We start from the raw sequence: 22,054 nt of genomic DNA, 5'->3' as shown, positions 1-22,054 counted from the left end.
CTGGCGGCAGGCTGATTTTTAGCAATCGAGGTTGCTGTCTATCCACCTTCAGGAGCTATATATAGGAACAAGTACGTGACATTTATATATAGCTTCCGATACCTGCAGTACCTGAACTATGCTTTTTGATTCCTGATCTGAATATATAAATGAGTACAAGAATAGTAGTGGTTGCCTCCCTGAACCCGGTGAATGTGTGGGCGGCATTGGAGGGCTTTCAGCGCATGTTCCCGGAATTACGTTTTGAAGTGGCGACTGTCTCAGTGCCCTCCGGGGTCTCGGATCAGCCCCTGACGGATGAGGAAACCTTAACCGGCGCCCGTAACCGGGTGGCCAATGCCAGAACCGCAAAACCGGCCGCCGACTTCTGGATCGGGATCGAGGGTGGCGTGGCGCCGCTGGATGGCGAGCTGGCAGCCTTTGCCTGGGTAGTGGTCTGCTCGAAAGAAATTGTAGGAAAGGCTCGGTCCGGTACTTTTTTTCTTCCCAAAGCCGTCTCCGAACTGGTGGAGCGCGGCGTAGAATTGGTCACTGCCGACGACCTGGTGTTCAGCCGCACGAATTCCAAGCAGGCGGGCGGCGCCATCGGTATTTTAACTGATAATGTACTCGACCGTAAACAACTCTACGAGCAGGCAGTGGTGCTGGCACTGGTGCCTTTTAAGAACCAGCAGCTCTACTCCCCCAAACCCGCTGAGGGCTGAGTTTTCAACATAGAAGGAGAGGGGAATTTGCTCTCTTTTCAATCTGTTTATATATGAAATATAAAACTTTAGGAAGATCTGGTTTAGAAGTGAGTGAAGTCGGCTTTGGCTGCATGTCGCTGGGTGAGGACCGCGCTGTGAATAAAGCGCTGCTGCACCAGGCCCTTGACAGTGGCATCACCTTTTTCGACACAGCGGACCTATACCAGAAAGGCGAAAATGAAGTAGCAGTCGGGAATGCCTTCAAAGGGATGCGCGACCGGGTAGTTTTAGCCACCAAAGTGGGCAACCAGTGGCGCCCGGACGGCAGCGGGTGGGACTGGAATCCGACCAAAGCCTATATCCTGCAAGCCGTGGAGCATAGCCTGAAACGCCTGCAAACAGATCATATCGACCTGTACCAGCTGCACGGCGGCACCATCGAAGACCCCATCGACGAGACTATTGAAGCCTTCGAAATTCTGAAAGCACAGGGCAAGATCCGGGCTTACGGCATCTCTTCCATTCGGCCCAATGTGATCCGGGAATATATAAAGCGCTCCAATATCGACTCCGTGATGATGCAGTACAGCCTGCTTGACCGCCGTCCGGAGGAAGCCTGCCTCGGGCTGTTGCAGGAGCAGGGCATCGGGGTACTGGCAAGAGGCAGTTTGGCCCAGGGCCTGTTGGTGGGTAAATCGCCGAAGCCGTACCTGGGCCACTCAGAGAAAGAAGTAGCAGCGGCAGCTGAAGCTGTCAGCCGGGTGGCAGGCAACCAGCGGTCGGTTGCGGAAGTAGCCGCCCGTTATGTGCTGCATCATCCGGCCGTCACCACCGCCGTGTTGGGGATCCGGACAGCGGCGCAACTCCAGGATGCGCTGCATGTGGCGGAGGCAGCCCCCTTACAGGAGCAGGGAATTGAAGAACTGAAGCGGGCAGTGCAGGCCCTGCGCTACGAGCAGCACCGTTAGTTAGTCCGCAGCATATATGGCATTTGTCAAACTATATATAACCTAACGTTTCTACATGCCGGCGATCGCTCCTCTATCTGATTGCTGGGTCAAATAGACCTCCAGCAAATATAAGCGCTTTGCCAGCTCATTAATCAGGCAGCATTGGGCGGCTGCCTTAAAGTAAACTGATAAACAATGGCTATATGCCTTACCTACCTGTAAAGGGGAAAGTTTAAACCATCATGCAGGGGAATGTCGTAAGCCACAATAGACCTGCCCCAGCACGAGCCTATGAAGACGATAGAACTGAATCACTATAATGCCTCCTTCAGAGTTTCAGGAAGCGAAGCTACCAGAAGTTTGGCTATTCAAAGTATCATGGTCAAAGAATGGCCAGAAGCAGCAAGTCACCTGAAATTACTGGTGCTGGATGAAAAGGATATCCCGATATATAGCCAGGTTCTGGACTCACCACAGGCGAAGGAGGATGCTGCTATACCGGTTGACAAAAGCTTTGTTTTTTACGATCACCTGTCTGTTCAGGTAATTTCGGAGCCAGCGGGAATGCCTTTCTCGGTCGTTGTCAACTTTGATTGAAACGCTTTTTCCATACGATAGCTGCTTTCGTTTTATGAGGACAGTAGCGCGCTTTAATGTAAAATGGCGATCCCAACATGAGTAGTAATTGCCGGAGGTAGTAGGTTTGTGTGCACGGTGCTAAAGTTTGGCATCATAAGTCCGGCACCACGAGACTCGGAAGACGTTTTTCTGAAAGGGGGCGGTTCATTCAACATGGCATTTATCTGCTTTATAGATTTCGAGCTGACTTATTAAAAGTTGCTGCGCTCCTGATATGTACAAGGTTAAGCTTGTCAGCAGATCCTTGGCAACTGTTCCCCGGAAGGCATTGCCACCACTCTGCGTCCACCGATCCCGGTAAGCATCACCACCTGCCCGGGATGCTCCGTTACTACAGTCCCAATGAGAGCGGCCTGCTGTTCTGATGGTAAAATGGCCTGCAGTTTCTGTAAGACCTGTTCGCTTACTTCTCCTTTCACCCAAGCCATAAAAATGCCTTCGTTCGCCACATAGAGCGGGTCCAGCCCCAGCATTTCGCAGGCTGACTGCACCTGTTCGTGGAGTGGTATCTGGTGTTCTTCCAGCGCCATGCCAAGATTTGTTTGGCGGGCAATTTCGTTGAGGACAGTGGCCACGCCGCCGCGGGTGGGGTCCCGCAGGAAATGGATATCCGCACCAAACGCATCCAGCAGCGCCAGTACCTCTGCATGCACGGAAGCGGTGTCGCTTTGTATCTGCGACTCGAATTCCAGGCCTTCCCGCACCGACATGATCGCCATGCCATGGCTGGCAAGGGGGCCGCTGATCAAAATCCTGTCGCCAGCCCTGATGTTTTCAGCGTCAATAAAGGCCTGGTGATGCACCTGCCCGACACCGGACGTATTGATGAAAATTTTATCGCCTTTGCCCCGTTCCACTACTTTCGTGTCACCGGTTACCACCAATACGCCTGCTGCGTCGGCTGCCTTCCGGATAGCCAGCAGTATCACATGAAATTCTTCTTTGCTGAACCCCTCTTCCAGTATAAAGCTCAGCGATAAGTATCTTGCTTTTGCGCCGCACATGGCCAGGTCGTTCACTGTTCCGTTTACGGCCAGGTCACCAATGTTTCCGCCCGGAAAGAACAGCGGAGAGACCACGTAGCTGTCAGTGGTGAAAGCAAGCCTGCCGGAAAGCTCAAACACAGCGCCGTCATGCTTTTTACGAAGGTATTCGTTACCCAGTATGCTGAAAACCTCCGTCTCCAGTAGCTGGTTCGTGAACTCTCCGCCGCTGCCATGGGCAAGGGTAAAACGTTCAGCAGGTTTCTCCATAGGGGTAGTTTAAGGAATCATTTCATAAGCCTGTGAGAAGTGGAAGTAGGCAGCGCAGGCACCCTCTGAAGAGACCATGGGAGCTCCCAAAGGATGAAGCGGCGTGCAGCCTTTGCCAAAGTGCGGGCATTGCGCCGGTTTTTTGAGTCCCCTGAGAATTTCTCCGGCTATACACCCTGTGTCAGTCGGGGCGACAGTGGTGTCGGTAGTTGTACCGAACTTTTGTTCAGCATCATACTGCCAGTACTTCTCCCGCACTTTGTAACCGCTCTGAGGGATCACGCCGATGCCGCGCCATTCCCGGTCCGTCACTTCAAAGACTTCCCGAATCACTGCCTGCGCCTGTTGGTTGCCATTTGGCCGCACCACCCGCGCGTACTGGTTCTCCACCGTGGCTTTACCCGACTCGAGCTGGCGCACAGCCATCAGGATGCCTTCTAAAAGGTCAACAGGTTCGAAGCCGGTCACTACAATGGGCACTCCATACTTTTCTGCCAATGGGTAGTACTCCTGCATTCCCATTACGCTGCATACGTGTCCGGCCCCCAGAAACCCGTTGATAGTATTGAAAGGGTCGCTGAGAATGGCTTCCATGGCGGGCGGCACCAGCACATGCGAAACCAGCACCGAAAAGTTCGGTAGATGAAGTTTGGCAGCCTGGAGCACGGCCAGGGCATTGGCTGGAGCAGTGGTCTCAAAGCCAACGGCAAAGAAAACAACCTCTTTCTCAGGATGATCGAGGGCAAGTTTCACGGCATCCAGCGGGGAATACACGACCTTCAGATTGCCTCCTTCGGCACGGGCCTGCATCAGGCTTTTGCTGCTGCCAGGCACCCGCACCATATCCCCGAATGAGCAAAGCAGTACTTCCTCGCGGAGTGCAAGCGCCACGGCCTGGTCGATCATGGAAGCCGGTGTCACGCAAACAGGACAACCCGGCCCATGCACCATCGTGACCATTTCCGGCAACATGTTCAGGATGCCGTTCTTTACCAGGCTGTGCGTTTGCCCCCCACACACCTCCATCAGCATCCGGGGGCGTTTTACCACAGCCCCTATCTCGGACAGGAGCTTTTTTACTTTAGCAGCGTCCCGGTACTCAGAAAGGTGTTTCATGTTGTAGGAAAATATAGTTCATTCAACCAATTGACATATGGGTATATATGGCTCATGCATTTTACGTCTCCTCCTCCGCCAGCCCCTCCTCACCCAATTCCCCGGATTCCTTCAGGTATTCAAATACGGTGGTAGCCTCCTGCTCACTGATCAGGCTTAATGCGACGCCGGCATGCACCAACACATAGTCCCCCGGCTTAGCCTCTGTCAGCATGGCCAGGCTGACGGTGCGCGAAATACCACCAAAAGATATCTTCCCTGTGCGAAAGCAGTCATCTGCTGCTTCGTCAATTGATTCGAGCCTTGCCGGAATGCCTAAACACATGATCAGGGGTTAATTGGATGGTTTAATATATTCTTTGCATTTACAGATACCTCCCCGGGCTTTCCCTTCAACTGCATCCATGCTAGTTGCCCATAGGATACACATTCGTCGTTCGGCGGAAGCTGTTGATGGAAGTATAGCTGGAAGTCTGGCGATAACTTGTCGATGAGCAGGTCTGTAAGCAGGCAGTTCTGAAATACCCCGCCGCTGAACGCTATTCTTTTCAGCGCGTAATGTTCCGCCACAATCCTCACCACCTCTACCAGCGTCACATGAAACTTTGCTGCGATGTGCTCTGTGCCAAGCCCTTGCTGCACATCCTTTATTATTTGCCGAATTATATATAGGAATGAGATATTCTTCCCGTTAAACACATCCAGCGCATAGCCGGCCACACCATAGAGTTCGGGTTCCCTTGCGGCGGAGGCCTCCAGCAGCATGGCGGCTTCTCCTTCGTAGCTCATTTGGCTGCACAAGCCAAGGAGCGCGGCTGCGGCATCAAAGATGCGTCCCATGCTGGTGGTTTGTCGTTTATACCCGGCACCCTGCAGTATACTTTGATATAGCTTCCATTCCGCTGTGGAATAGTATAATTTTAGGAGAGCCTCTGCACCTGGTGCATCAAAGCACAGCGCTAAGGCTGAAAGGCGTGGTTCTATGGCCATTTTATCACCTGCCAGGTGTGGGTATGGCTCGATCTGCGCCAGCGGTGTGATCCGATTATTCTGCAAGAGCAGAAACTCACCACCGCGTATCAAATTATCATTGCCAAGCCCGGTGCCGTCCCAGATCACTCCCAAAACAGGTTCCTGGCTCTCGAGCAATTGGTTTTCATCCAGGACGGCAGCAAAGTGCGCCTCGTGATGCTGCACTTCCTCACAGGGTAAGTTATACTGTTGCGCCAGCCTTTTTCCTAAAATCACTGAAGTATAGTCCGGGTGTTTATCGGTGAGGATATGGGAGGGCGAAAATCCATATAGGCTTGCCAGGTGCTCCAGGCTTTGCTCAAGATTTAGCACATTGTCATAAAAAGAAAGGTTGCCGAGGTACTGGCTTATATATAGATTGCCTGAGGAAGTGAAAGAGAAGGTGCTTTTTTGGTCTGCTCCCAAGGCCAGGAAACTTTCTTTGGCTGTCGCCTCACGCACAACAGACGGGGCAAATCCACGCGACCTGCGTAACAGGATGCTCTGGCGGTGCCTTGGCGTGACTTGTACAACAGAATCGTCCTGTGAGACCAGGATATCCCGATCATGCTGAAGTACATAATCGGCGATACCTGCTAATTCCCTAAAGACATCCTGATCACGAAAACTGATGTGGTGGCCATGCGTGTTTGCGCTGGTAGCGATCACAGGTTTCTTTAGCTGGGAAAGCAGCAACTCGAACAGGGGCGTGTAAGGGAGCATGACGCCCAACTTGTTTAGCCGTGGAGCAACGAGTTCTGCCTCTGTCCCTGCTGCAGGGTGCGTCTTCTTCTGTGCCAGCACAATGGGCGATGCAGTCCCCTGCAGCAGTTCTATTTCTTCCTCCTTTAGCTGCACATCTCTCTGCGCAGTCTCCAGATCAGGGTACATCAGGGCGAAAGGTTTGGAAGGGCGGCGCTTTCTTGCTCTCAGGGTCCGGATGGTTTGTGCATTCGTCGCATCAGCTAGCAGCAAATACCCGCCGATTCCTTTCACCGCTATGATATACCCTTCCTGCAGAAGCTGCACTGCGGCAGGTATAATTGCCTGCTGATCAGCTGTAACCATTTGCTGTCGTACAGTATATAATATCAGCAAAACAGGGCAGGCAGGGCAGGAGTTTGTCTGTGAAAAATAACGCCTGTTTTCCGGGTCATCATATTCCCTTTCACACTGCTCGCACATGGCGAAAGGAGCCATGGTAGTGTGCTCCCGTTCATAGGGCAACTTCGCCATAATGGAGTACCTGGGGCCGCAGCAAGTGCAGGTGGTGAAGGCATAATTGTAGCGCCTGTTCGTGCTGTCTTTGATCTCTGAGCGGCAGGAAGCGCACATTGCCAGGTCAGGCGTGAGTATCAGGTTAGCAACAACACTTGGGGATTCTTTTATGATCTGAAAACCGGCCAAGTCTTCCTCCCCTATACTTTCTATGCTGGCAGATTGGATCCGGGCAAGGGCAGGGGGGTGGCATTTGAGCTGTCCATAAAAATCCAGTACCTGCTGTGCTTCACCCTTTACTTTTATATATAGCCCGTCCGATTGGTTACGCACCCAGCCACATAAACCTGATTGCTTTGCTAAGCGGTATACAAAAGGCCTGAACCCAATGCCCTGAACCTTACCGGCGATATGGATACAAAAGGTTGCCACACTACATTAAACAGGCAGGGCCATGTGTTCCTGCCGGAGCCAGTTCAGCCAGCCTTCCATCCCTTCTCCCTTGGTAGCGGATAGCTCATAGAACACAAGCTTGTGGTTTACCCGAAGGGCATACTCCTTCGCTTTTTCCATATTGAAATCGACGTAAGGCAGCAGGTCCATTTTGTTGATGATGCAGACATCCGCACTCTCAAACATGTTGGGATACTTCAGGGGTTTGTCATCGCCCTCCGTCACGCTCATCACCACCACACGGTACTTCTCGCCCAGGTCGAACAGGGCCGGGCAAACCAAGTTGCCAACATTCTCGATCATCAGGATGGAGTGCTCGGCAGGGGGCATGGCATGCAGGGCGCGGTGCACCATCGACGCATCCAGGTGGCAGCCTTTGCCGGTGTTGATCTGTACCACCGGCGCACCCGTCGCCTCAATGCGGTTCGCATCCTGCATTGTTTGCTGGTCGCCCTCCACTACATAAAAAGTCACTTCATCTCGCAGGGCTTTGATTGTTTTTTCAAGGAGCGTTGTTTTTCCGGAGCCGGGAGAACTGACCAGGTTAATGGCCAGCATGTGTCTTTGTTCGAAGTGCTGCCGGTTATGCGCCGCATCGCGGTCATTCTTGTCCAGCACATCCCGCTCCAGGAGGTGAAGTTGCTTTTGTGGAGGGCCAGCAACAACAAGCTTCTTAAACGCTTGCCCTGGAATAGCCATTTTAGCCGGCTCATCTGAATTGCATCCGCAGGTAGTACACATGGTATTAGTTATAAAGGATGGTCAAACTCCTGATCCTGATCTCCTTCCCCTGGAGCAGCTCTTTTCTGAAACCGTTGCAGGAAGGGCATATATCGTAGGCAAACGAGAGCGTGAATTCCTGTTGGCAGTTGAGGCACCGGGCAATGCCTGATTTTTTTTCAATCGTACATCTTGCCTTCTCCAGGATCGTCTGCTTTACGGCTTCCTCCCAGGCGTATTCCAGCGCTTCTTCCTCCACCCCGGCCAGATCGCCTATCTCCAGCACGATCTCCTCCACCAGGTTGCCGCCCGCTTTCTTTACCTCTAGCTCGGCGGTTTCCACAATGCTCAACGCTATATAAAATTCATGCACTGTGCTGGTATATGTAAATTTTAAGTTAAAGCCGCCCTCCCTTCTTCATATACTCACCCTTCTCGCCTTATAGGAACAGGTTCTGGTGTGCTTCCATATAGCCGTTGCCCAGCAGGTGACCTGCTACAGCGAGATATCGGATCCTGTTGAGTTACAGGTCGGGTGCATCATGTACCACGAAGTTCAAGCCTGCGTCAACGAAACGATTCTTCTGCGTATGGCTTGTCCTCCTGGAATAACTTAAACAAAACGGTTGAAGCACTATCGTTATATTATATATAACGTTAATAAGAACGGATGTGGCTATCTATTGTTCCGGCCTCGCCTCGGATTGCGATGAAAATCAAAAAAAGAATCTATCTATTGGACAGGCTTTGGGAACTGCAAAGTACCCGTGGGTATCTCAGTGATGAAGATATTTTGCAGGTGGCTCAGGAGTTTGGCATGTCTCCGGTGGAGGTGGAAGGGGTGGCTGGCTTTTACCATTTTTATCACCGGGAGCGGACCGGCAAGTATAAGATCTACCTGAATAACAGCATTCTCTCCTGGTTTCATGGCTTTGAGAAGGTAAAAGAGGCTATAGAAAAAGAAACAGGTGCTGCCATGGGCGGAGTAGACCCATCCGGCACTTTCGGCTTTTTCGAAACATCCTGCATTGGCCTCAGCGACAGGGAACCGGCCGCACTCATCAACTTTCATCCTTTCACCAAGCTCACCCCGCAAAAGGTAAAACGCATCATCAACGGACTCAAAGCCGGGAATGCACCGGCAGAACTGGCCGATGCCATTGAGGAGAAGGTGCGGTACAAGCCGGGAAAAGACAAGGCCATACTTCTTAGGGACTTTGAACCGGGAAAGGCGCTGGGTAACCTGAAAAACTATTCGCCGGACGAGGTGATAAGTATGATCAAGGACTCAGGCTTGTCGGGCAGGGGAGGTGCTTTTTTTCCGACGGGGATGAAGTGGGAGTTTGCCCGCAAAGCCAAGGGAAGTATAAAGTACATTGTGTGCAATGCCGATGAAGGGGAGCCGGGTACTTTTAAAGACCGTGTTTTGCTCCACCTGCTGCCGGGGCTTTTGATCGAAGGGATGATCGTGGCGGGGTATGCCGTAGGAGCCACGGAAGGTATAATTTATTTAAGGGCTGAGTATACCTGGCTGCTGCCCAAGCTCAACGCTGCGCTGGAGGAATACCGGCAGAGTGGCTACTTAGGCCAAAGTATAGCTGGATTGGGCAAGTATAGATTCGACATCCGGGTGCAGCTGGGGGCAGGCGCTTATATCTGTGGCGAGGAGACCGCTTTGCTGGATTCACTGGAGGGGAAGCGGGGGGAGCCGAGGCTTAAAACCGTGTTTCCAACTGATAAAGGCTTTTTGAGGAAGCCTACGGTCATCAACAACGTGGAGACATTCTGCGCGGCTGCCCGCATCCTGGAGTTGGGAGTGGAAGCTTTCAAAAGAATGGGCACCCCGAAGTCTACCGGCACCAAACTCCTAAGTATAGCCGGCGACTGCAAAAAGCCGGGGCTGTATGAGATCGAGTGGGGGATGCAGCTAAGAGAGTTGCTGGAGCTGTGTGGTGCCGAAAACCCAACATATATCCAAATGAGTGGACCTTCAGGAGAATTGCTTTCGGTTAAGGAGAAAGACCGGGCCATTTCGCTGGAGGATATCCGTTGCGGTGGCTCAGTGATGATCTTCGATGCGCAGCGCGACCTGTTCACCATCCTTCAGAACTACTCCCGCTTCTTCACTTACGAGTCCTGCGGCTTGTGCACGCCCTGCCGGGCCGGTAACCCGCAGCTACTGCACATGATCGAGCGCTTCATAAAAGGCAAAGCGGCTCCCGGCGATGTGGAGAAGGCGCTGCAATGGTCAGCTATCGTTAAACACAACAGCCGCTGCGGACTGGGGCAAACATCACCAAATTCATTAGAGCAGGCCATTCAGAAGTTTCCGGAGCTGTTCCACGAGAAGCTGGTGCGCGACGACAAGTATAACCGGGAGTTCAGCCTGGAAAAGGCCACAGAAGCATATAACAACTTAACCCATGCCGAAGACTGAGAAAGAGATAGAGATCGTGCTGGACGGCAAAAAAGTGACGTGCCGGGAAGGGGAGAACCTGCTGAAAGTGGCGCAGGCAAATGGCGTGTTCATACCCGCCCTCTGCTATTTCGACCACGTGGACCCGCCGCTGGGCACCTGCCGCGTGTGCACCGTGAAAGTGAAAGGCAAGTACACAGCCGGCTGCCAGGTAATAGCCAAAGAGGGACTGGAGGTGGAGGTGATGACGCCGGAACTGCTGGACCATCGCAAGGCTGTGGTAGAAATGCTGTTTACGGAAGGCAACCACATCTGCCCGCTCTGCGAGAAAAGCGGAAAGTGCGTGCTGCAGGCGCTGGGCTACGAGATGGGCATGGAAACGCCGCGCTTCCCTTATACTTTCCCGAACCGCGAGATAGATTATAAGCCGAAGCACATCATCATGGAGAACCACCGCTGCATCCAATGCAAGCGTTGCGTGGAGGATGTGTTTACCGATGAGGGCAGGCCGGTATTCTATTTTCAGCAGCGGGGGAAGGAGACCTTTGTGGCCGTGGACTATGAGCAGGAGGCAAAGCTGTCGTATGAGCAGGCGTACCGTGCCATGGAGATCTGCCCCGTTGGTACTATACTACTGAAAGAAGATACCATGGAAGCCCCCGGCTTCCGGAAGTATGATAAAGTGCCCATCTCTGAAAAATCACCTGAGGAAGAGGCAAAGCAGGAAGTAAAGCAGCAGGTAGTGAACCCTGCGGAGGTTAAGAAAAAAGTGGTGGCTACCGTGTCGCTGTCCGGTTGCTTTGGCTGCCATATGTCGATGCTGGATATGGACCTGGACCTGCTGGATCTGATCGAGGTGGTGTCGTTTAACCGCTCACCCTTCACCGACATCAAAGATTTTACCCAGCGTTGCGATGTGGGCCTGATCGAGGGCGGTTGCTGCAGCGATGAGAATGTGGAGGTGCTCCGCAAGTTCCGGGAGAGCTGCGATATCCTGGTGTCGGTAGGAGCTTGCGCCATTAACGGCAACCTGCCTGCGCTGCGCAACTGGATGCCGGTGGAGCAGACGTTGCGGGAAGCATACCTGGAGACTCCGACAGCCGATTCCACCGCGTTGATTCCGCACCACGAGGATCTGCCCAAAATACTGGACAAAGTATACCCTTGCCACGAGGTAGTGAAGATAGACTACTATATACCGGGTTGTCCGCCGGGTGGCGACCACATCTACAAAGTGGTGCAGAACCTGCTTTTGGGAACAAACTACGAAGTGCCTTACGAGAAATTCAAGTATGACTAAAGGTAAAGCGACAAGTCGGAAAATAGCGATAGACCCCATCACGCGGGTAGAAGGGCATGGCAAGGTAACGCTGCACCTGGACGAGCAGAACCGGGTGAAGGAGGCGCGTTTTCATATCGTGGAGTTCCGGGGCTTCGAGAGCTTTGTGAAGGGGCACCCGTACTGGGAGGCGCCGCTGCTGGTGCAGCGCCTGTGCGGTATTTGTCCGGTAAGCCACCATTTAACTGCCGGTAAAGCTATAGACCAGATTGTGGGAATAGATCCGGAGACCCTGCCTGAAACCGCCACTAAGATCCGACGGCTGCTGCACTATGCGCAGGTTTTTCAGTCGCATGCCACGCACTTTTTTTACCTGGCTTCCCCGGATCTGCTGTTTGGTACCGATGCACCGCTCGAGAAAAGAAACATCATGGAGGTGGCGGTAGCGAACCGGGAACTGGCCTTAAAAGGAATACAGATGCGCAAGTTCGGGCAGGAGCTGATACAGGCCATCGCAGGCAAAAAGATACACGGCATTTCGGTAACACCAGGCGGCGTGCACAAGGGGCTGACAAAAGCGGAAAGGCAGTTCTTCCTGGATGGGAAAGCAGTTCCGTCAGTCGATACCATGATCAAATGGTCGCTGGAGATGGTAGCTTTTCTGAAGGAGTACCGAAACAAAAACCAGGTTTGGCTGGATACCTTTGCCGCATTCCCTTCCAATCATCTGGGTCTGGTTACAGCAGACGGAGCGCTTGAGCTCTATGACGGAAATTTTCGGGTGAAAGATTTTGAAGGTAAGACAATTATAGATCAGGAACCCGACATGCGTTACCAGGAGCTTTTCAGCGAGGCAACTGAAGTATGGACCTACCTGAAGTTCCCTTACCTGAAAAGCTTAGGCCGCGACAAAGGCTGGAGCAGGGTTGGTCCGCTGGCCCGGATGAACGTTTGCGATCATATACCTTCACCGCTGGCTGAGCGGGAGCGGCAGTACTTCAAATCCTTAACAGATAACAAACCCAGCAACAGCTCGATGCACACGCACCTGGCCCGCATGATAGAGGTGCTGCATTGTGCCGAGCAGATGAAAGTGCTGCTGGAGGACAACACGCTGGATAAGGGAGAACTGGTACGGCAAGGGGTGCACCGCAACCTGGGCATTGGCGTGATCGAAGCCCCGCGTGGTACGCTGATTCACCACTATGAAGTTGACGATGATGGCATGATCACCAAATGCAACCTGATCGTTTCAACCACGCACAACAACGAGCCTATGAACCAGGCAGTGAAGTGGGTGGCCAACAACGTGCTGGACGGGAAGCCGGAGATCACTGAGGCGCTGCTGAACCAGGTGGAAACCGCTATCCGCACCTTCGACCCCTGCCTGAGCTGTGCCACCCATGCCCTGGGACAAATGCCGCTGAAGATTTCCTTGTTTGATGCTGATGACAAACTGCTCGATGAACGGACAAGAGACTAAACAAACACTGCTGATCGGCATCGGAAACTCTGCCCGTGAAGACGACGGCCTGGGCTGGGCTTTTGTGGAACGGGTGGAGCAGGAGGCATATTTCAATGGTGACTGCATTTACAAGTTCCAACTCAACCTGGAGGATGCTGATCTGATCTCAAAGTATAAACTGGTGGTTTTCGTGGATGCGCACAAGGGGGAACTGCCGGAGGGGTTTCGTTGGAACAGATGTATACCTGCTGCCGGGGCAGGATTCTCTACACATCAGCTGGAGCCACAGAGTGTGCTCTACCTTTGTCAGCAGCTTTACAATGTGCAGCCGCAGGCTTTTATACTTGTCATACAAGGGTACAAATGGGCGCTAAGGGAGGGACTGTCGCTAAAGGCGCTTGGACATATGGGCTCTGCTCTTAAAGGATTTATGACGTGGATAGACGGGTATAGGCAAGAGATTCACGGGCTAGAGAGGAGGAAACAATAGCTTATACCAGATGATATATACACCCTTCCATCGCTACAGTTAAAATACCTCCCCCCTCTAACTCAAAAGAATGAAGCCATATATGGAAGAGGGTTTAGGCGATTTGGTATTATATCAGTAGGAGGTTTCCAATCTTGCAAATACTTAAAAGAGTGGGTGGGCTATGAGGGGATTGAATAGCGGGAAGGGGGTTATTTGTGTGCTTTTATTTAACAGGATGGTTTCGGCTTCTTTGGGTTTGCTATAGTCTGCCAGCTGCGTTATCGTTTCGTTTCATATTTGATACAGAGCGCCAACTGGCCTGTATGGTAGGCCATATAGGATATGATTTTTCCGATAGCCTCGGGAGTGTAATTCTAACTGTGTCATCATTTTCCTTTTTCCAGATAACCTTATAAAGTGCATCCGCTCCCTGCTGCTGGTAGTTTAATAGCGTATCGAGGTTATTCCATTCTCCGGTATCCCGTTTCGCAATAACTTTTTTTTCTGAAACTTTTAATTCTGTGCTCCCGAAAATGTTCTATGCGTAGAGGTATTTTACGTCCGCTATGTGCCTGACAAAGAAACCTGCGCTGTTAGGGGAAGCACCAGATTTCTTCACAAGCTCCTGCTCCGTCAGGTTCTGCAACATAATCGTGAAGCGCGTCCGAGCTTCCAGCCAGCTTTGTAAGTATGAATTGGTCGTACTGCTCCTTTGCCTCTATTTTAATTCTTATTTTCTATTCTGACCCTAACATAATCCGTCAGTTCCTTTAATGTCTGTATTTTCCCATAGTCCTCTTCCGGCGTTTCAATTCCAAACTGCTCATCCAGCTTTACAATAAACTGTAGATAATCGAAGGAATCAATTCCCAGGACCCGGCGGATGTCGTCGTCGGGCTGGAGCATTTCGGGCTCTGTATCAGGGGCAACCTGCTTGAGTTCGCGAAGCAGGGTCTGCTTTATTTCTTCATCTGTCATAGCTTTTCCGGTTGCTGTAGGTGATTTTTTATTGCCGTGAGAAATTTACTACCGGTGCTGCCGTCGGAGGCGCGGTGGTCGGCTGCCAGGGTAGCTGTTAGTACCGGGCGTACATCCAGCATCCCTTTTTCAGTCCAGGGCTGCTCCGTAATGCCTCCAAACCCTACCAGCGCGACCTGTGGTGGGTATATGACACCATATACTGTCTCCACGCCGCCTTCGCCCAGGCTTGTCACGGTGATGGTGGAGTCAGCGAGTTCGGAGCTGCGCAGCCGCAGGGCCCGGGCCCGGGGTATCAGGTCGTTCAGCGCCTGCATCAGCTCCTCCAGCGTTTTCGTATCCGCATCATGCAGAGCAGGCACCATGATGCCGCCGGTTCGTAGCGCCACCACGTAGCCAACATGTATGCCTTCTTTCCGCTGCAGCCCGTTTTCCCACCAGGCATTCAGGTCAGGAACATCGGTCAATGCTTTGGCCACGGCCTTGATCAGCAGCACCGCCGGCAGCAGCCGTTCCTTTACAGGCCGCTGCTTGTTTGTCTCTGTGAGCCAGGCTAAAGCGCGGCTCATGTCTATTTTGGTTTCAAGGTAGTAATGTGGCACCTCCCGGTTGGACTTGCTCATGGCGGCGGCCACGGCCATGCGTATACTTTCTGTAGAGGCAGCTGTTGCCGCTAAAGGTTTTTCCACCGTTGTCTCCGCAGTGCCGGCAGGTGCTTTTTCTTCTGTGGGAACAACAGGTGTTGCCTCTTCTGGAAGTGCAGGCGGTTCTGCGTGTTCTTTATGAGCGGCTTTTCCTGCGTCCGGGGCAGCTTGCGCGGCAATGGCTTGCTCCACGTCTGCCCGCACGATGGCCCCCTCTGGCCCGGTGCCGTGGAGCGCCGTGATATCGATCCCCCTCTCTGCGGCAATTCTTTTTGCCAGCGGCGATGCCCGGATAGGGTGAGGAGGATGTACAGCCTTTAGTGGGGCTGCTGCTGTTGCAGTAGGTGGCTTTGGTTCAGTCGGCGCTTTCTGTTGTTCAGGAACAGGCGCCCGTACAGCATTTTCCCCTGCCGCTGCTTCCTCTTCCGAAAAGATAGTCGCCATGGGAGTGTTAACCGGCACCTGGTCATCAACCTTAACCAGCAAATCACCGATTACACCTTCCTCAAATACTTCAATTTCAATGATTCCTTTCTGCGTTTCCACTTCTGCCACGATGTCACCTTTTTTGATCCTGTCGCCGGGTTGCACGCGCCACTCCCGCAGATAGCCGCTTTCCATGTCGGCTCCGAGGCTGGGCATTTTATACTCAATCATGCTGCAGTATTTTTTTTACCATGGATACGATCTGGGCAGGCTGCGGAACAGCGGCGTCTTCCAGGTGCTTTGGGTAAGGGATCGGCACTTCTGCGCCACACAGCCGCGCTACCGGTGCATCCAGTTCATAGAAGCACTTTTCCATGATGCGAGTGCTTACTTCGGAGGAGATGCTTACTGAACGGCTGGCATCTTCTACAAGCAGGGCGCGGTTCGTTTTAGACACAGAGGCCATGATGGTGTCATCATCCAGCGGGCGCAGGATGCGCAGGTCCAGCACCTCCGCCTCAATGCCTGCTGTAGCCAGTTCTTCCGCAGCCTCCAGCGCTTTGTAGACGCCGGTGCCATACGTGATAAGGGAGATGTCCTTACCCTCACGGCGGACGCTGGCTTTGCTGATATCAACGGCATCAGCCGCCTCTGAGAGCTCCTTTTCCAGGTTCAGCAGGGAGGTGTATTCAAAGATGATGACAGGATCAGGATCGAGCAGGGCAGGGGCCAGCATATAGCGGGCATCTTGATGAGTGCCGGCGGAGAGAATGCGCAGCCCCGGCAGGTGCGCGAACAGCGGTTCCCAGCTATGGGAGTGCTGTGCCGCCAACTGCTTCCCGATGCCGGCGCTCATCCGGATCACAAGGGGCACGTTGAACTGCCCGCCTGACATGTGCAGCAGCGTCGCGGCATTATTAGCGATCTGGTCCAGGGCCAGCAGGCTGAAGTTAACCGTCATGATCTCGACGATGGGACGCATGCCGCCCAGAGCAGCGCCTATCCCTGCCCCCACAAAACCTGCCTCCGATAGGGGCGTGTCCAGGATGCGCTCCGGCCCGAACTCCTGCAACAGGTTTTTGCTCACGGCAAAGGCCCCACCGTACCGGCCGACGTCCTCGCCCAGCAGAAACACGCGCTCATCTCCCTGTAAGGCTTCCTGAATCGCCTGTTTGAGACACTCCCGGTATGTGAGCATGCGGTTTGCCATGGTTTAGCTCTTACGCTCGCTGTAGGTGTACCTGGTCAGTTCCTCCACGGGCTCCCAACTGCAGGTCTCGGCGAAGTCCACAGCATCCTGCACTTCCTTCTCCACCTGCGTTTCTATGTTCTTGAATTCGACATCAGTAAGGACCTGCTGTTGCATGAGGTAATTTAAAAAGCCTGGGATAGGGTCACGCTTTTTCCATTCCTCCACCTCGCTTTTCTCGCGGTACAGCTCGGCGTCAAACATGGAATGCGCCCGGAAACGGTACGTGTTGCACACCAAGAAGTGCGGTTGCCCTGTGCTTCTTACTGCTTCGGCTGCCATATTTGCCGCCTGCATCACAGCCAGCAGGTCCATGCCGTCTACTGAGGAGGAAGCGATGCCGTAGGCAGCTCCTTTCAGCTCCAGGTTGGTTTGGGCATGGGTATAGCGCAGGGCCGTGCCCATGGCGTAGAGATTGTTTTCACATACGAACAGAACAGGCACCTGCCACAGTGCTGCCAGGTTCATGGCTTCATGAAAAGCACCCTCTGCCATCGCGCCCTCCCCGAAAAAGCAGCAGGTCAACTGGTCCCGCTTCATCTTTTTATCCGCCAGCGCCAAGCCTACCGCCATGGCCAGGTGGCCTGCCACAATCGCATTGCCGCCGTAGAATTTTGTTTTGGAATCGAACAGGTGCATGGAGCCGCCGCGTCCCCGGCTGCAACCTTCCAGCCTGCCATACATCTCGGCCATGATTTTGCCGGGGTCAATGCCGCGCACCAGCGCATGCCCGTGCTCGCGGTAGGTGGCCAGCACATTATCTTCCGCACGCAGGGCCTGCAGCACACCTACGGCAACGGCCTCCTCGCCAATGTACAAATGGAGGAAGCCCCTGATCTTCGTTTTGGTATACATCTCCGCCGCTTTTTCCTCAAACCTGCGGACAAGGATCATCTGGTGAAGCAGCTTTCGGGCCTGCTCCGGGCTTAGCGGTGTGGTTGATTTTGGTGTCTGTGCCATCTCGCCTATTTTATGCTTGTTCCAAGGTGGAGGTGTCACCTTCCGGCAATCCCAGCTCCCGCGCCTTCAGCAGCCGGCGCAGTATTTTGCCGCTGCGTGTCTTGGGCAGGCTTTCCACAAAAGAGATCTCTTTGGGCGCTACAGCAGGACCAAGTTTTTTCCGGGCAAATCCGGTGATGTCCTGCTTCTGCTGGTCATCGGCATTATAGTGAGGCTTAAGCACGATAAAGGCTTTCACCAGCTCCCCGATCATCTGGTCCGGCTTGCCGATTACGGCGGCCTCGGCCACGGCCGGGTGAGCCATTAAGGCGCTCTCCACCTCAAAGGGCCCGACCATGTGCCCGGAGGTTTTGATGATATCGTCGGCGCGGCCTACAAACCAGAAGTAACCGTCGGCATCCCGCTTGGCCAGGTCGCCGGTGATGTACCAGTCTCCTTTGAAGCTCTTGTGATAGCGCTCCTCATCGTGCAGGTAGGTGCGGAACATAGACGGCCAGCCGCGCTTCAGTACCAGGTGCCCGCCTTTATCCGGTTCAGTGATAATGTTGAAATCCTCTTCTGTTACCTCGGCAATAGCGGCCTCCACCCCCGGAAGCGGTTTTCCCATAGAGCCGGGCCGAACAGGCATGGACCTGAAATTGGCAATCATGATTCCCCCTGTTTCGGTTTGCCACCAGTTGTCCAGTATCGGCATCCCGAATGCCTTCTCACCCCAGGTAACGGCCTCGGGATTCAGAGGCTCTCCAACGCTTAGCACCAGCCGCAGGTTCTCTAGTTTGTATTGCTCTTTTGGAATGATGTTCATGCGCATCAGGCGCCGGATGGCGGTGGGAGCAGTATACCACACGTTTACTTTCTGTTCTTCCAGAATGGAGTACCAGCGGGTGGCATCGAACTCTTCCTCGTCCACAATGTTCGTCACGCCATTTACCAACGGAGAGATGATGCCATAGGAAGTCCCTGTTACCCAGCCGGGATCCGCGGTGCACCAGTAGATGTCGTCAGGGTGAAAATCGAGCACATATTTTCCTGTAGCATAATGTACCAGCACGGCCTGGTGCACATGCAGCGCCCCCTTAGGTAATCCGGTTGTGCCGCTGGTAAAGTGCAGCAGGGCCGGGTCTTCCGGGTCAGTGGGAGGGACCGTGAACTCATCGGAGGCTTGCTCCATCAGGCGTGGGAGCGAGCGGATCCGTTCGCTCTCGTCTTTGTCTGTGTCTGTGAGTAAGACGCACTTTAGCTCCGGTAAACGCTCCAGCAACTGGCGCACCTTTTTCTCAAACAGGTCTTTGGTCGTAACCAGTACTTTCCCATCGCCCCGGCTGATACGCTGAAAAATTGGCTCGGGGCCGAACACATTGAACAGGGGACAGAAGACTGCCACCTTCTTCAAAGTGCCAAAGGCGGTAAAGTATAACTCAGGAATGCGTCCCAGGAAAGAGAAAACCCGGTCCCCTTTTGTGATGCCTATCTCCCCCAGCACGTTGGCGAAGCGGTTTGTAAGCTCCATAAAGTCATGGTAGGAGCAGTCCATCACCGACCTGTCCTGCTGAATAAAACGAAAGGAGACCTTTTCTTTCAGTGGTCCGGCGGCGTGCCGATCGATGGCCTCATGCGCTATATTGAGTCCCTGCCCGTTGGGTAAACCGCTGAGCCCTGACTTCTCCTTCTCCCAGCTAAAAGAAGAAGTGAACGAGGCATAGTCTGCTAAATTTGGTGTTAAGGACATAGGAATGATTTTTTGGCTTCAGCATCTGACCATATGGCTACCCGGCTTCCGTCTGTTATCGCGTATAGAATCCCGGTTCGTCCCAATTCAGCCAATCATACTGGGAATACTTACGGCCAGAAGGATGAGCTGACGCTGTTATTCCTGTTATTGCGTAATTTGTGCTGTTAGTGAATTGATAAATATTATTTGATTAATCATACGTATGCAATAAGAAGTAAGCTGAACGTATTCATCTTAAATGTGAATAACTTCGGTAGGTAGCGCTATCCCACCCAGCAATAACAGAAGCGGGTAGTAGAGGTACAACAGTAGCAGACTAATTTTTAAAAGAGGACCATGAAGGATTGTAAATTCTTAAATAAGGGTATGCTGGCTGTTGCTGCCCTTTTGGGGTATGTTGGGGTAGTGACCATCTTCCACAGGAAGTACACCAATTGGGGAGCCACGGATGCGGAGTTGGAGCAGCCACTGCCGGGAGATGCGTTGATGGACCACCCGGCTTCGAATCACGCTGTTACCATACAGGCGCCAGTTGAGGCAGTATGGCCCTGGCTCGTACAGATAGGGCAGGACCGGGCTGGCTTTTACAGCTACTCCTTCCTGGAGAACCTGGTTAAGGCCGATATACACAATGCAGACAGCATTGTGCCCGAATGGCAGCACCTGAAAGCAGGTGATACAATAAGGTTAGGATCAAAGAAAATTTATGGCGATAAAACATTGCTGCCGGTAGCGGAACTGGAGGAGAATCATTTCATAGTGTTAAAAGGCTGGGGTACCTTCGTGCTGCAAGCCATCAATAAGGGAACAATGCGTTTCATCATTCGCACTCATGGGCGAGTGGAGGGCTCGCTGAGCCGCCTACTTCACTTTCTGCTTTTCGATCCGATCCATTTTGTGATGGAGCGCAAGATGTTGCTCGGTATCAAGAGGCGGGCTGAGCGAGCTTACCATAAAAGGCAACCGGGGCAGCCTTAGGCTGTCGCCGGTGTTTCTTATCGCACTTATATCGTTATATGCGTCAATGTTGATTTCTTTGCAACGATGCCCTGGATGTACTTAACAATCTCCTACTTATATATGGACGTGTGGCGTTAAATATCTGCTTTTAACGCTCCCTTAGAAATGTCTTCAACGGGCTATTTTAAACGTTAGCACCAAGTATCCCTGTTACTGTTGCGTGATGTTTTTTTACCAAAGTTTCCGCAGAGGTCCTCATTCATACCCATCCCAGGAGTTTTATGGAGACAGATATTCCTCATTCGGTCGACAAGCCTTGTCAAAATGGAGCCGGTTATGGGGCAACAGGCAGTGTGCAGGTTTTGGTTAAAGAAATGAAGCCGACGCCAAAGCTATATTATTGTCTCCTGCTATAACCGACGCACAGGGAGAAAGAGTATTTAGGGGAGTACCTGGTTAAACAAGTTCGGTTTCTTTGTTAATTGACAGTTAATTTAATTTTACTACTTATGGTAATTAACGTAGAAAATAATGACATCCGGGAGTAGTATAGGTAAAAACGCCCCAAGAAGAAACTGGCAACTTTTTTCTAACCTGTCGACCTACTTTAGCTTCCGGTGTCAGTAAAATGGGCTTGTTTTTAATACATCCGAAATATGTTCCAGGACCGCAAAGATGCAGCCATACAATTGGCCAGTAGGCTTGAGAAGTACCAGGGCCCCGAAACGATTGTACTGGGTATACCAAGAGGCGGTGCAGAAACAGCGTACTACGTTGCAAAGCATTTAGGCGCCCCGTTTTCCTTGCTTGTTTCCCGGAAACTGGGGCACCCAGCCAACCCGGAGTATGCCGTAGGAGCTATTGCAGAAGATGGGAGCACTTATTTCAATGAAAATGCACAAGCTGGCCTATCCCACGAAACGATCAACCAAATCATTGAGCAGCAGAAAAAGGAAATCGAACGCCGGATTCAGATCCTACGGAACGGGGAGCCGCTCCCTGACCTTAAAGGCAAGACCGTGCTGCTGGTGGATGATGGCATAGCGACCGGGTCCACTGTTTTTGCCGCCATCCGGATGTGCAGGAATAAAGGAGCCGGCAAAATTGTGGTAGCGGCCCCTGTCTCAGGGAGGGAGCGCAAAAGCAAGTTACTGCAGGAGGCGGATGAAGTTTTAATATTGGAAACCCCCGATTTTTACAGTGGCGTATCACAGGTCTATATAAACTTCTACAACCTTACAGACGAGGAAGCCCTGGCCTTTATGGAAAAATGGAAAAGGGATCAACAGCAGAAGTGACAGGAGCAACCCCGCTTTGGGAAAGAGCGCCAGCACAAGGCACTGCAGGAGACATGGGGGAAAGATTAAGTTTGCTGAATTTATATATACCGGGTTCTAATAATTGCATTTGCAAGTAAAAAACGAAGT

The 22,054-nt window shown here is 52.6% G+C and carries 20 protein-coding genes; 9 read left to right on the top strand and 11 right to left on the bottom strand.

Annotated elements, in window-relative coordinates; translation table 11 throughout:
* Positions 1 to 149: 149 nt before the first annotated feature.
* From yjjX to ABD920_RS14435, 3 genes are all read left to right on the top strand, one after another.
* On the top strand, positions 150 to 704 hold the full coding sequence (gene yjjX / locus ABD920_RS14445) for an inosine/xanthosine triphosphatase (protein WP_345160018.1): 555 nt from the start codon (positions 150 to 152) through the stop codon (positions 702 to 704).
* Between the two features lie 53 nt (positions 705 to 757).
* The gene (locus ABD920_RS14440; RefSeq protein WP_345160017.1) at positions 758 to 1,654 is read left to right on the top strand and encodes an aldo/keto reductase; all 897 of its coding nucleotides are present in this window, start codon (positions 758 to 760) and stop codon (positions 1,652 to 1,654) included.
* Positions 1,655 to 1,927: 273 nt separating this feature from the next.
* Positions 1,928 to 2,233 carry a hypothetical protein gene (locus ABD920_RS14435; protein WP_345160016.1) on the top strand — a complete coding sequence of 102 codons (306 nt, stop codon included), beginning with the start codon at positions 1,928 to 1,930 and terminating at the stop codon, positions 2,231 to 2,233.
* A 275-nt stretch (positions 2,234 to 2,508) separates the two neighbouring features.
* Here the strand turns inward: ABD920_RS14435 and hypE are convergent, their stop codons facing one another.
* The 6 genes from hypE to ABD920_RS14405 all read right to left on the bottom strand — a co-directional run bounded on the left by hypE (position 2,509) and on the right by ABD920_RS14405 (position 8,419).
* Positions 2,509 to 3,528, bottom strand: coding sequence for a hydrogenase expression/formation protein HypE (gene hypE / locus ABD920_RS14430; protein ID WP_345160015.1), 1,020 nt, complete (start codon positions 3,526 to 3,528; stop codon positions 2,509 to 2,511).
* A gap of 9 nt (positions 3,529 to 3,537) precedes the next feature.
* Positions 3,538 to 4,644: a hydrogenase formation protein HypD gene (gene hypD / locus ABD920_RS14425; protein ID WP_345160013.1), complete on the bottom strand. Its 1,107-nt coding sequence runs from the start codon at positions 4,642 to 4,644 to the stop codon at positions 3,538 to 3,540.
* A 61-nt stretch (positions 4,645 to 4,705) separates the two neighbouring features.
* Positions 4,706 to 4,969 carry a HypC/HybG/HupF family hydrogenase formation chaperone gene (locus ABD920_RS14420; RefSeq protein WP_345160012.1) on the bottom strand — a complete coding sequence of 88 codons (264 nt, stop codon included), beginning with the start codon at positions 4,967 to 4,969 and terminating at the stop codon, positions 4,706 to 4,708.
* 2 nt (positions 4,970 to 4,971) lie between these two features.
* Positions 4,972 to 7,305, bottom strand: coding sequence for a carbamoyltransferase HypF (hypF, locus tag ABD920_RS14415; protein ID WP_345160010.1), 2,334 nt, complete (start codon positions 7,303 to 7,305; stop codon positions 4,972 to 4,974).
* Between the two features lie 6 nt (positions 7,306 to 7,311).
* Positions 7,312 to 8,025: a hydrogenase nickel incorporation protein HypB gene (hypB, locus tag ABD920_RS14410; RefSeq protein ID WP_345160008.1), complete on the bottom strand. Its 714-nt coding sequence runs from the start codon at positions 8,023 to 8,025 to the stop codon at positions 7,312 to 7,314.
* A 46-nt stretch (positions 8,026 to 8,071) separates the two neighbouring features.
* A complete protein-coding gene (locus tag ABD920_RS14405) occupies positions 8,072 to 8,419 on the bottom strand; it encodes a hydrogenase maturation nickel metallochaperone HypA/HybF (RefSeq protein ID WP_345160007.1) in 348 nt (115 codons plus the stop codon).
* 336 nt (positions 8,420 to 8,755) lie between these two features.
* On the opposite strand from ABD920_RS14405, the gene ABD920_RS14400 reads away from it, so the two are divergent.
* From ABD920_RS14400 to ABD920_RS14385, 4 genes are read left to right on the top strand one after another with little or no spacing between them, the layout of a single operon-like run.
* Positions 8,756 to 10,483: an NAD(P)H-dependent oxidoreductase subunit E gene (locus ABD920_RS14400; protein WP_345160006.1), complete on the top strand. Its 1,728-nt coding sequence runs from the start codon at positions 8,756 to 8,758 to the stop codon at positions 10,481 to 10,483.
* Positions 10,470 to 11,762 carry an NADH-quinone oxidoreductase subunit B family protein gene (locus ABD920_RS14395; RefSeq protein ID WP_345160004.1) on the top strand — a complete coding sequence of 431 codons (1,293 nt, stop codon included), beginning with the start codon at positions 10,470 to 10,472 and terminating at the stop codon, positions 11,760 to 11,762. The genes ABD920_RS14400 and ABD920_RS14395 overlap by 14 nt, the downstream gene beginning before the upstream one ends.
* A complete protein-coding gene (locus ABD920_RS14390; protein ID WP_345160002.1) occupies positions 11,755 to 13,224 on the top strand; it encodes a Ni/Fe hydrogenase subunit alpha in 1,470 nt (489 codons plus the stop codon). The genes ABD920_RS14395 and ABD920_RS14390 overlap by 8 nt, the downstream gene beginning before the upstream one ends.
* Positions 13,205 to 13,696 (top strand): hydrogenase maturation protease, encoded by a 492-nt coding sequence (locus tag ABD920_RS14385; RefSeq protein WP_345160001.1) that lies wholly within the window; start codon positions 13,205 to 13,207, stop codon positions 13,694 to 13,696. The genes ABD920_RS14390 and ABD920_RS14385 overlap by 20 nt, the downstream gene beginning before the upstream one ends.
* A 705-nt stretch (positions 13,697 to 14,401) precedes the next feature.
* Here the strand turns inward: ABD920_RS14385 and ABD920_RS14380 are convergent.
* The 5 genes from ABD920_RS14380 to acsA are packed head-to-tail and all read right to left on the bottom strand — an operon-like array spanning position 14,402 to position 19,664.
* Entirely contained in the window at positions 14,402 to 14,656 is a 255-nt protein-coding gene (locus ABD920_RS14380; RefSeq protein ID WP_345159999.1) for an acyl carrier protein, read from the bottom strand.
* Positions 14,653 to 15,957 (bottom strand): dihydrolipoamide acetyltransferase family protein, encoded by a 1,305-nt coding sequence (locus tag ABD920_RS14375; protein WP_345159997.1) that lies wholly within the window; start codon positions 15,955 to 15,957, stop codon positions 14,653 to 14,655. Before ABD920_RS14375 ends, ABD920_RS14380 begins: the two co-directional genes overlap by 4 nt.
* Complete coding sequence (locus tag ABD920_RS14370; protein WP_345159996.1) at positions 15,950 to 16,936, bottom strand: alpha-ketoacid dehydrogenase subunit beta; 987 nt, start codon at positions 16,934 to 16,936, stop codon at positions 15,950 to 15,952. The genes ABD920_RS14375 and ABD920_RS14370 overlap by 8 nt, the downstream gene beginning before the upstream one ends.
* A gap of 3 nt (positions 16,937 to 16,939) precedes the next feature.
* Positions 16,940 to 17,935, bottom strand: coding sequence for a pyruvate dehydrogenase (acetyl-transferring) E1 component subunit alpha (gene pdhA / locus ABD920_RS14365; protein WP_345159995.1), 996 nt, complete (start codon positions 17,933 to 17,935; stop codon positions 16,940 to 16,942).
* A 10-nt stretch (positions 17,936 to 17,945) separates the two neighbouring features.
* Positions 17,946 to 19,664 (bottom strand): acetate--CoA ligase, encoded by a 1,719-nt coding sequence (gene acsA / locus ABD920_RS14360; RefSeq protein ID WP_345159994.1) that lies wholly within the window; start codon positions 19,662 to 19,664, stop codon positions 17,946 to 17,948.
* 339 nt (positions 19,665 to 20,003) lie between these two features.
* Between acsA and ABD920_RS14355 the strand changes: the two genes are divergently transcribed.
* Together ABD920_RS14355 and ABD920_RS14350 are read left to right on the top strand one after the other, a co-directional pair.
* The gene (locus tag ABD920_RS14355; protein ID WP_345159993.1) at positions 20,004 to 20,645 is read left to right on the top strand and encodes an SRPBCC family protein; all 642 of its coding nucleotides are present in this window, start codon (positions 20,004 to 20,006) and stop codon (positions 20,643 to 20,645) included.
* Between the two features lie 638 nt (positions 20,646 to 21,283).
* Positions 21,284 to 21,925, top strand: coding sequence for a phosphoribosyltransferase (locus tag ABD920_RS14350; protein WP_345159992.1), 642 nt, complete (start codon positions 21,284 to 21,286; stop codon positions 21,923 to 21,925).
* Positions 21,926 to 22,054: the final 129 nt, after the last annotated feature.

The sequence above is a fragment of the Pontibacter saemangeumensis genome (genome assembly GCF_039541895.1).
GTDB lineage: Bacteria > Bacteroidota > Bacteroidia > Cytophagales > Hymenobacteraceae > Pontibacter > Pontibacter saemangeumensis.
The sequence above is the reverse complement of the archived record's forward strand: the minus strand, read 5'-3'. Positions and strand labels throughout refer to the sequence as shown.

What these genes read in the sequence shown, in the direction of transcription:
- ABD920_RS14350 (WP_345159992.1), top strand. Translation starts at nt 21,284, where the DNA reads ATGTTCCAGGACCGCAAAGATGCAGCCATACAATTGGCCAGTAGGCTT.
- ABD920_RS14400 (WP_345160006.1), top strand. Translation starts at nt 8,756, where the DNA reads ATGAAAATCAAAAAAAGAATCTATCTATTGGACAGGCTTTGGGAACTG.
- hypD (WP_345160013.1), bottom strand. Translation starts at nt 4,644, where the DNA reads ATGAAACACCTTTCTGAGTACCGGGACGCTGCTAAAGTAAAAAAGCTC.
- ABD920_RS14435 (WP_345160016.1), top strand. Translation starts at nt 1,928, where the DNA reads ATGAAGACGATAGAACTGAATCACTATAATGCCTCCTTCAGAGTTTCA.
- ABD920_RS14380 (WP_345159999.1), bottom strand. Translation starts at nt 14,656, where the DNA reads ATGACAGATGAAGAAATAAAGCAGACCCTGCTTCGCGAACTCAAGCAG.
- ABD920_RS14370 (WP_345159996.1), bottom strand. Translation starts at nt 16,936, where the DNA reads ATGGCAAACCGCATGCTCACATACCGGGAGTGTCTCAAACAGGCGATT.
- ABD920_RS14390 (WP_345160002.1), top strand. Translation starts at nt 11,755, where the DNA reads ATGACTAAAGGTAAAGCGACAAGTCGGAAAATAGCGATAGACCCCATC.
- acsA (WP_345159994.1), bottom strand. Translation starts at nt 19,664, where the DNA reads ATGTCCTTAACACCAAATTTAGCAGACTATGCCTCGTTCACTTCTTCT.
- ABD920_RS14420 (WP_345160012.1), bottom strand. Translation starts at nt 4,969, where the DNA reads ATGTGTTTAGGCATTCCGGCAAGGCTCGAATCAATTGACGAAGCAGCA.
- hypE (WP_345160015.1), bottom strand. Translation starts at nt 3,528, where the DNA reads ATGGAGAAACCTGCTGAACGTTTTACCCTTGCCCATGGCAGCGGCGGA.
- ABD920_RS14385 (WP_345160001.1), top strand. Translation starts at nt 13,205, where the DNA reads ATGAACGGACAAGAGACTAAACAAACACTGCTGATCGGCATCGGAAAC.
- ABD920_RS14375 (WP_345159997.1), bottom strand. Translation starts at nt 15,957, where the DNA reads ATGATTGAGTATAAAATGCCCAGCCTCGGAGCCGACATGGAAAGCGGC.
- hypB (WP_345160008.1), bottom strand. Translation starts at nt 8,025, where the DNA reads ATGGCTATTCCAGGGCAAGCGTTTAAGAAGCTTGTTGTTGCTGGCCCT.
- ABD920_RS14440 (WP_345160017.1), top strand. Translation starts at nt 758, where the DNA reads ATGAAATATAAAACTTTAGGAAGATCTGGTTTAGAAGTGAGTGAAGTC.
- yjjX (WP_345160018.1), top strand. Translation starts at nt 150, where the DNA reads ATGAGTACAAGAATAGTAGTGGTTGCCTCCCTGAACCCGGTGAATGTG.
- ABD920_RS14355 (WP_345159993.1), top strand. Translation starts at nt 20,004, where the DNA reads ATGAAGGATTGTAAATTCTTAAATAAGGGTATGCTGGCTGTTGCTGCC.
- ABD920_RS14395 (WP_345160004.1), top strand. Translation starts at nt 10,470, where the DNA reads ATGCCGAAGACTGAGAAAGAGATAGAGATCGTGCTGGACGGCAAAAAA.
- pdhA (WP_345159995.1), bottom strand. Translation starts at nt 17,935, where the DNA reads ATGGCACAGACACCAAAATCAACCACACCGCTAAGCCCGGAGCAGGCC.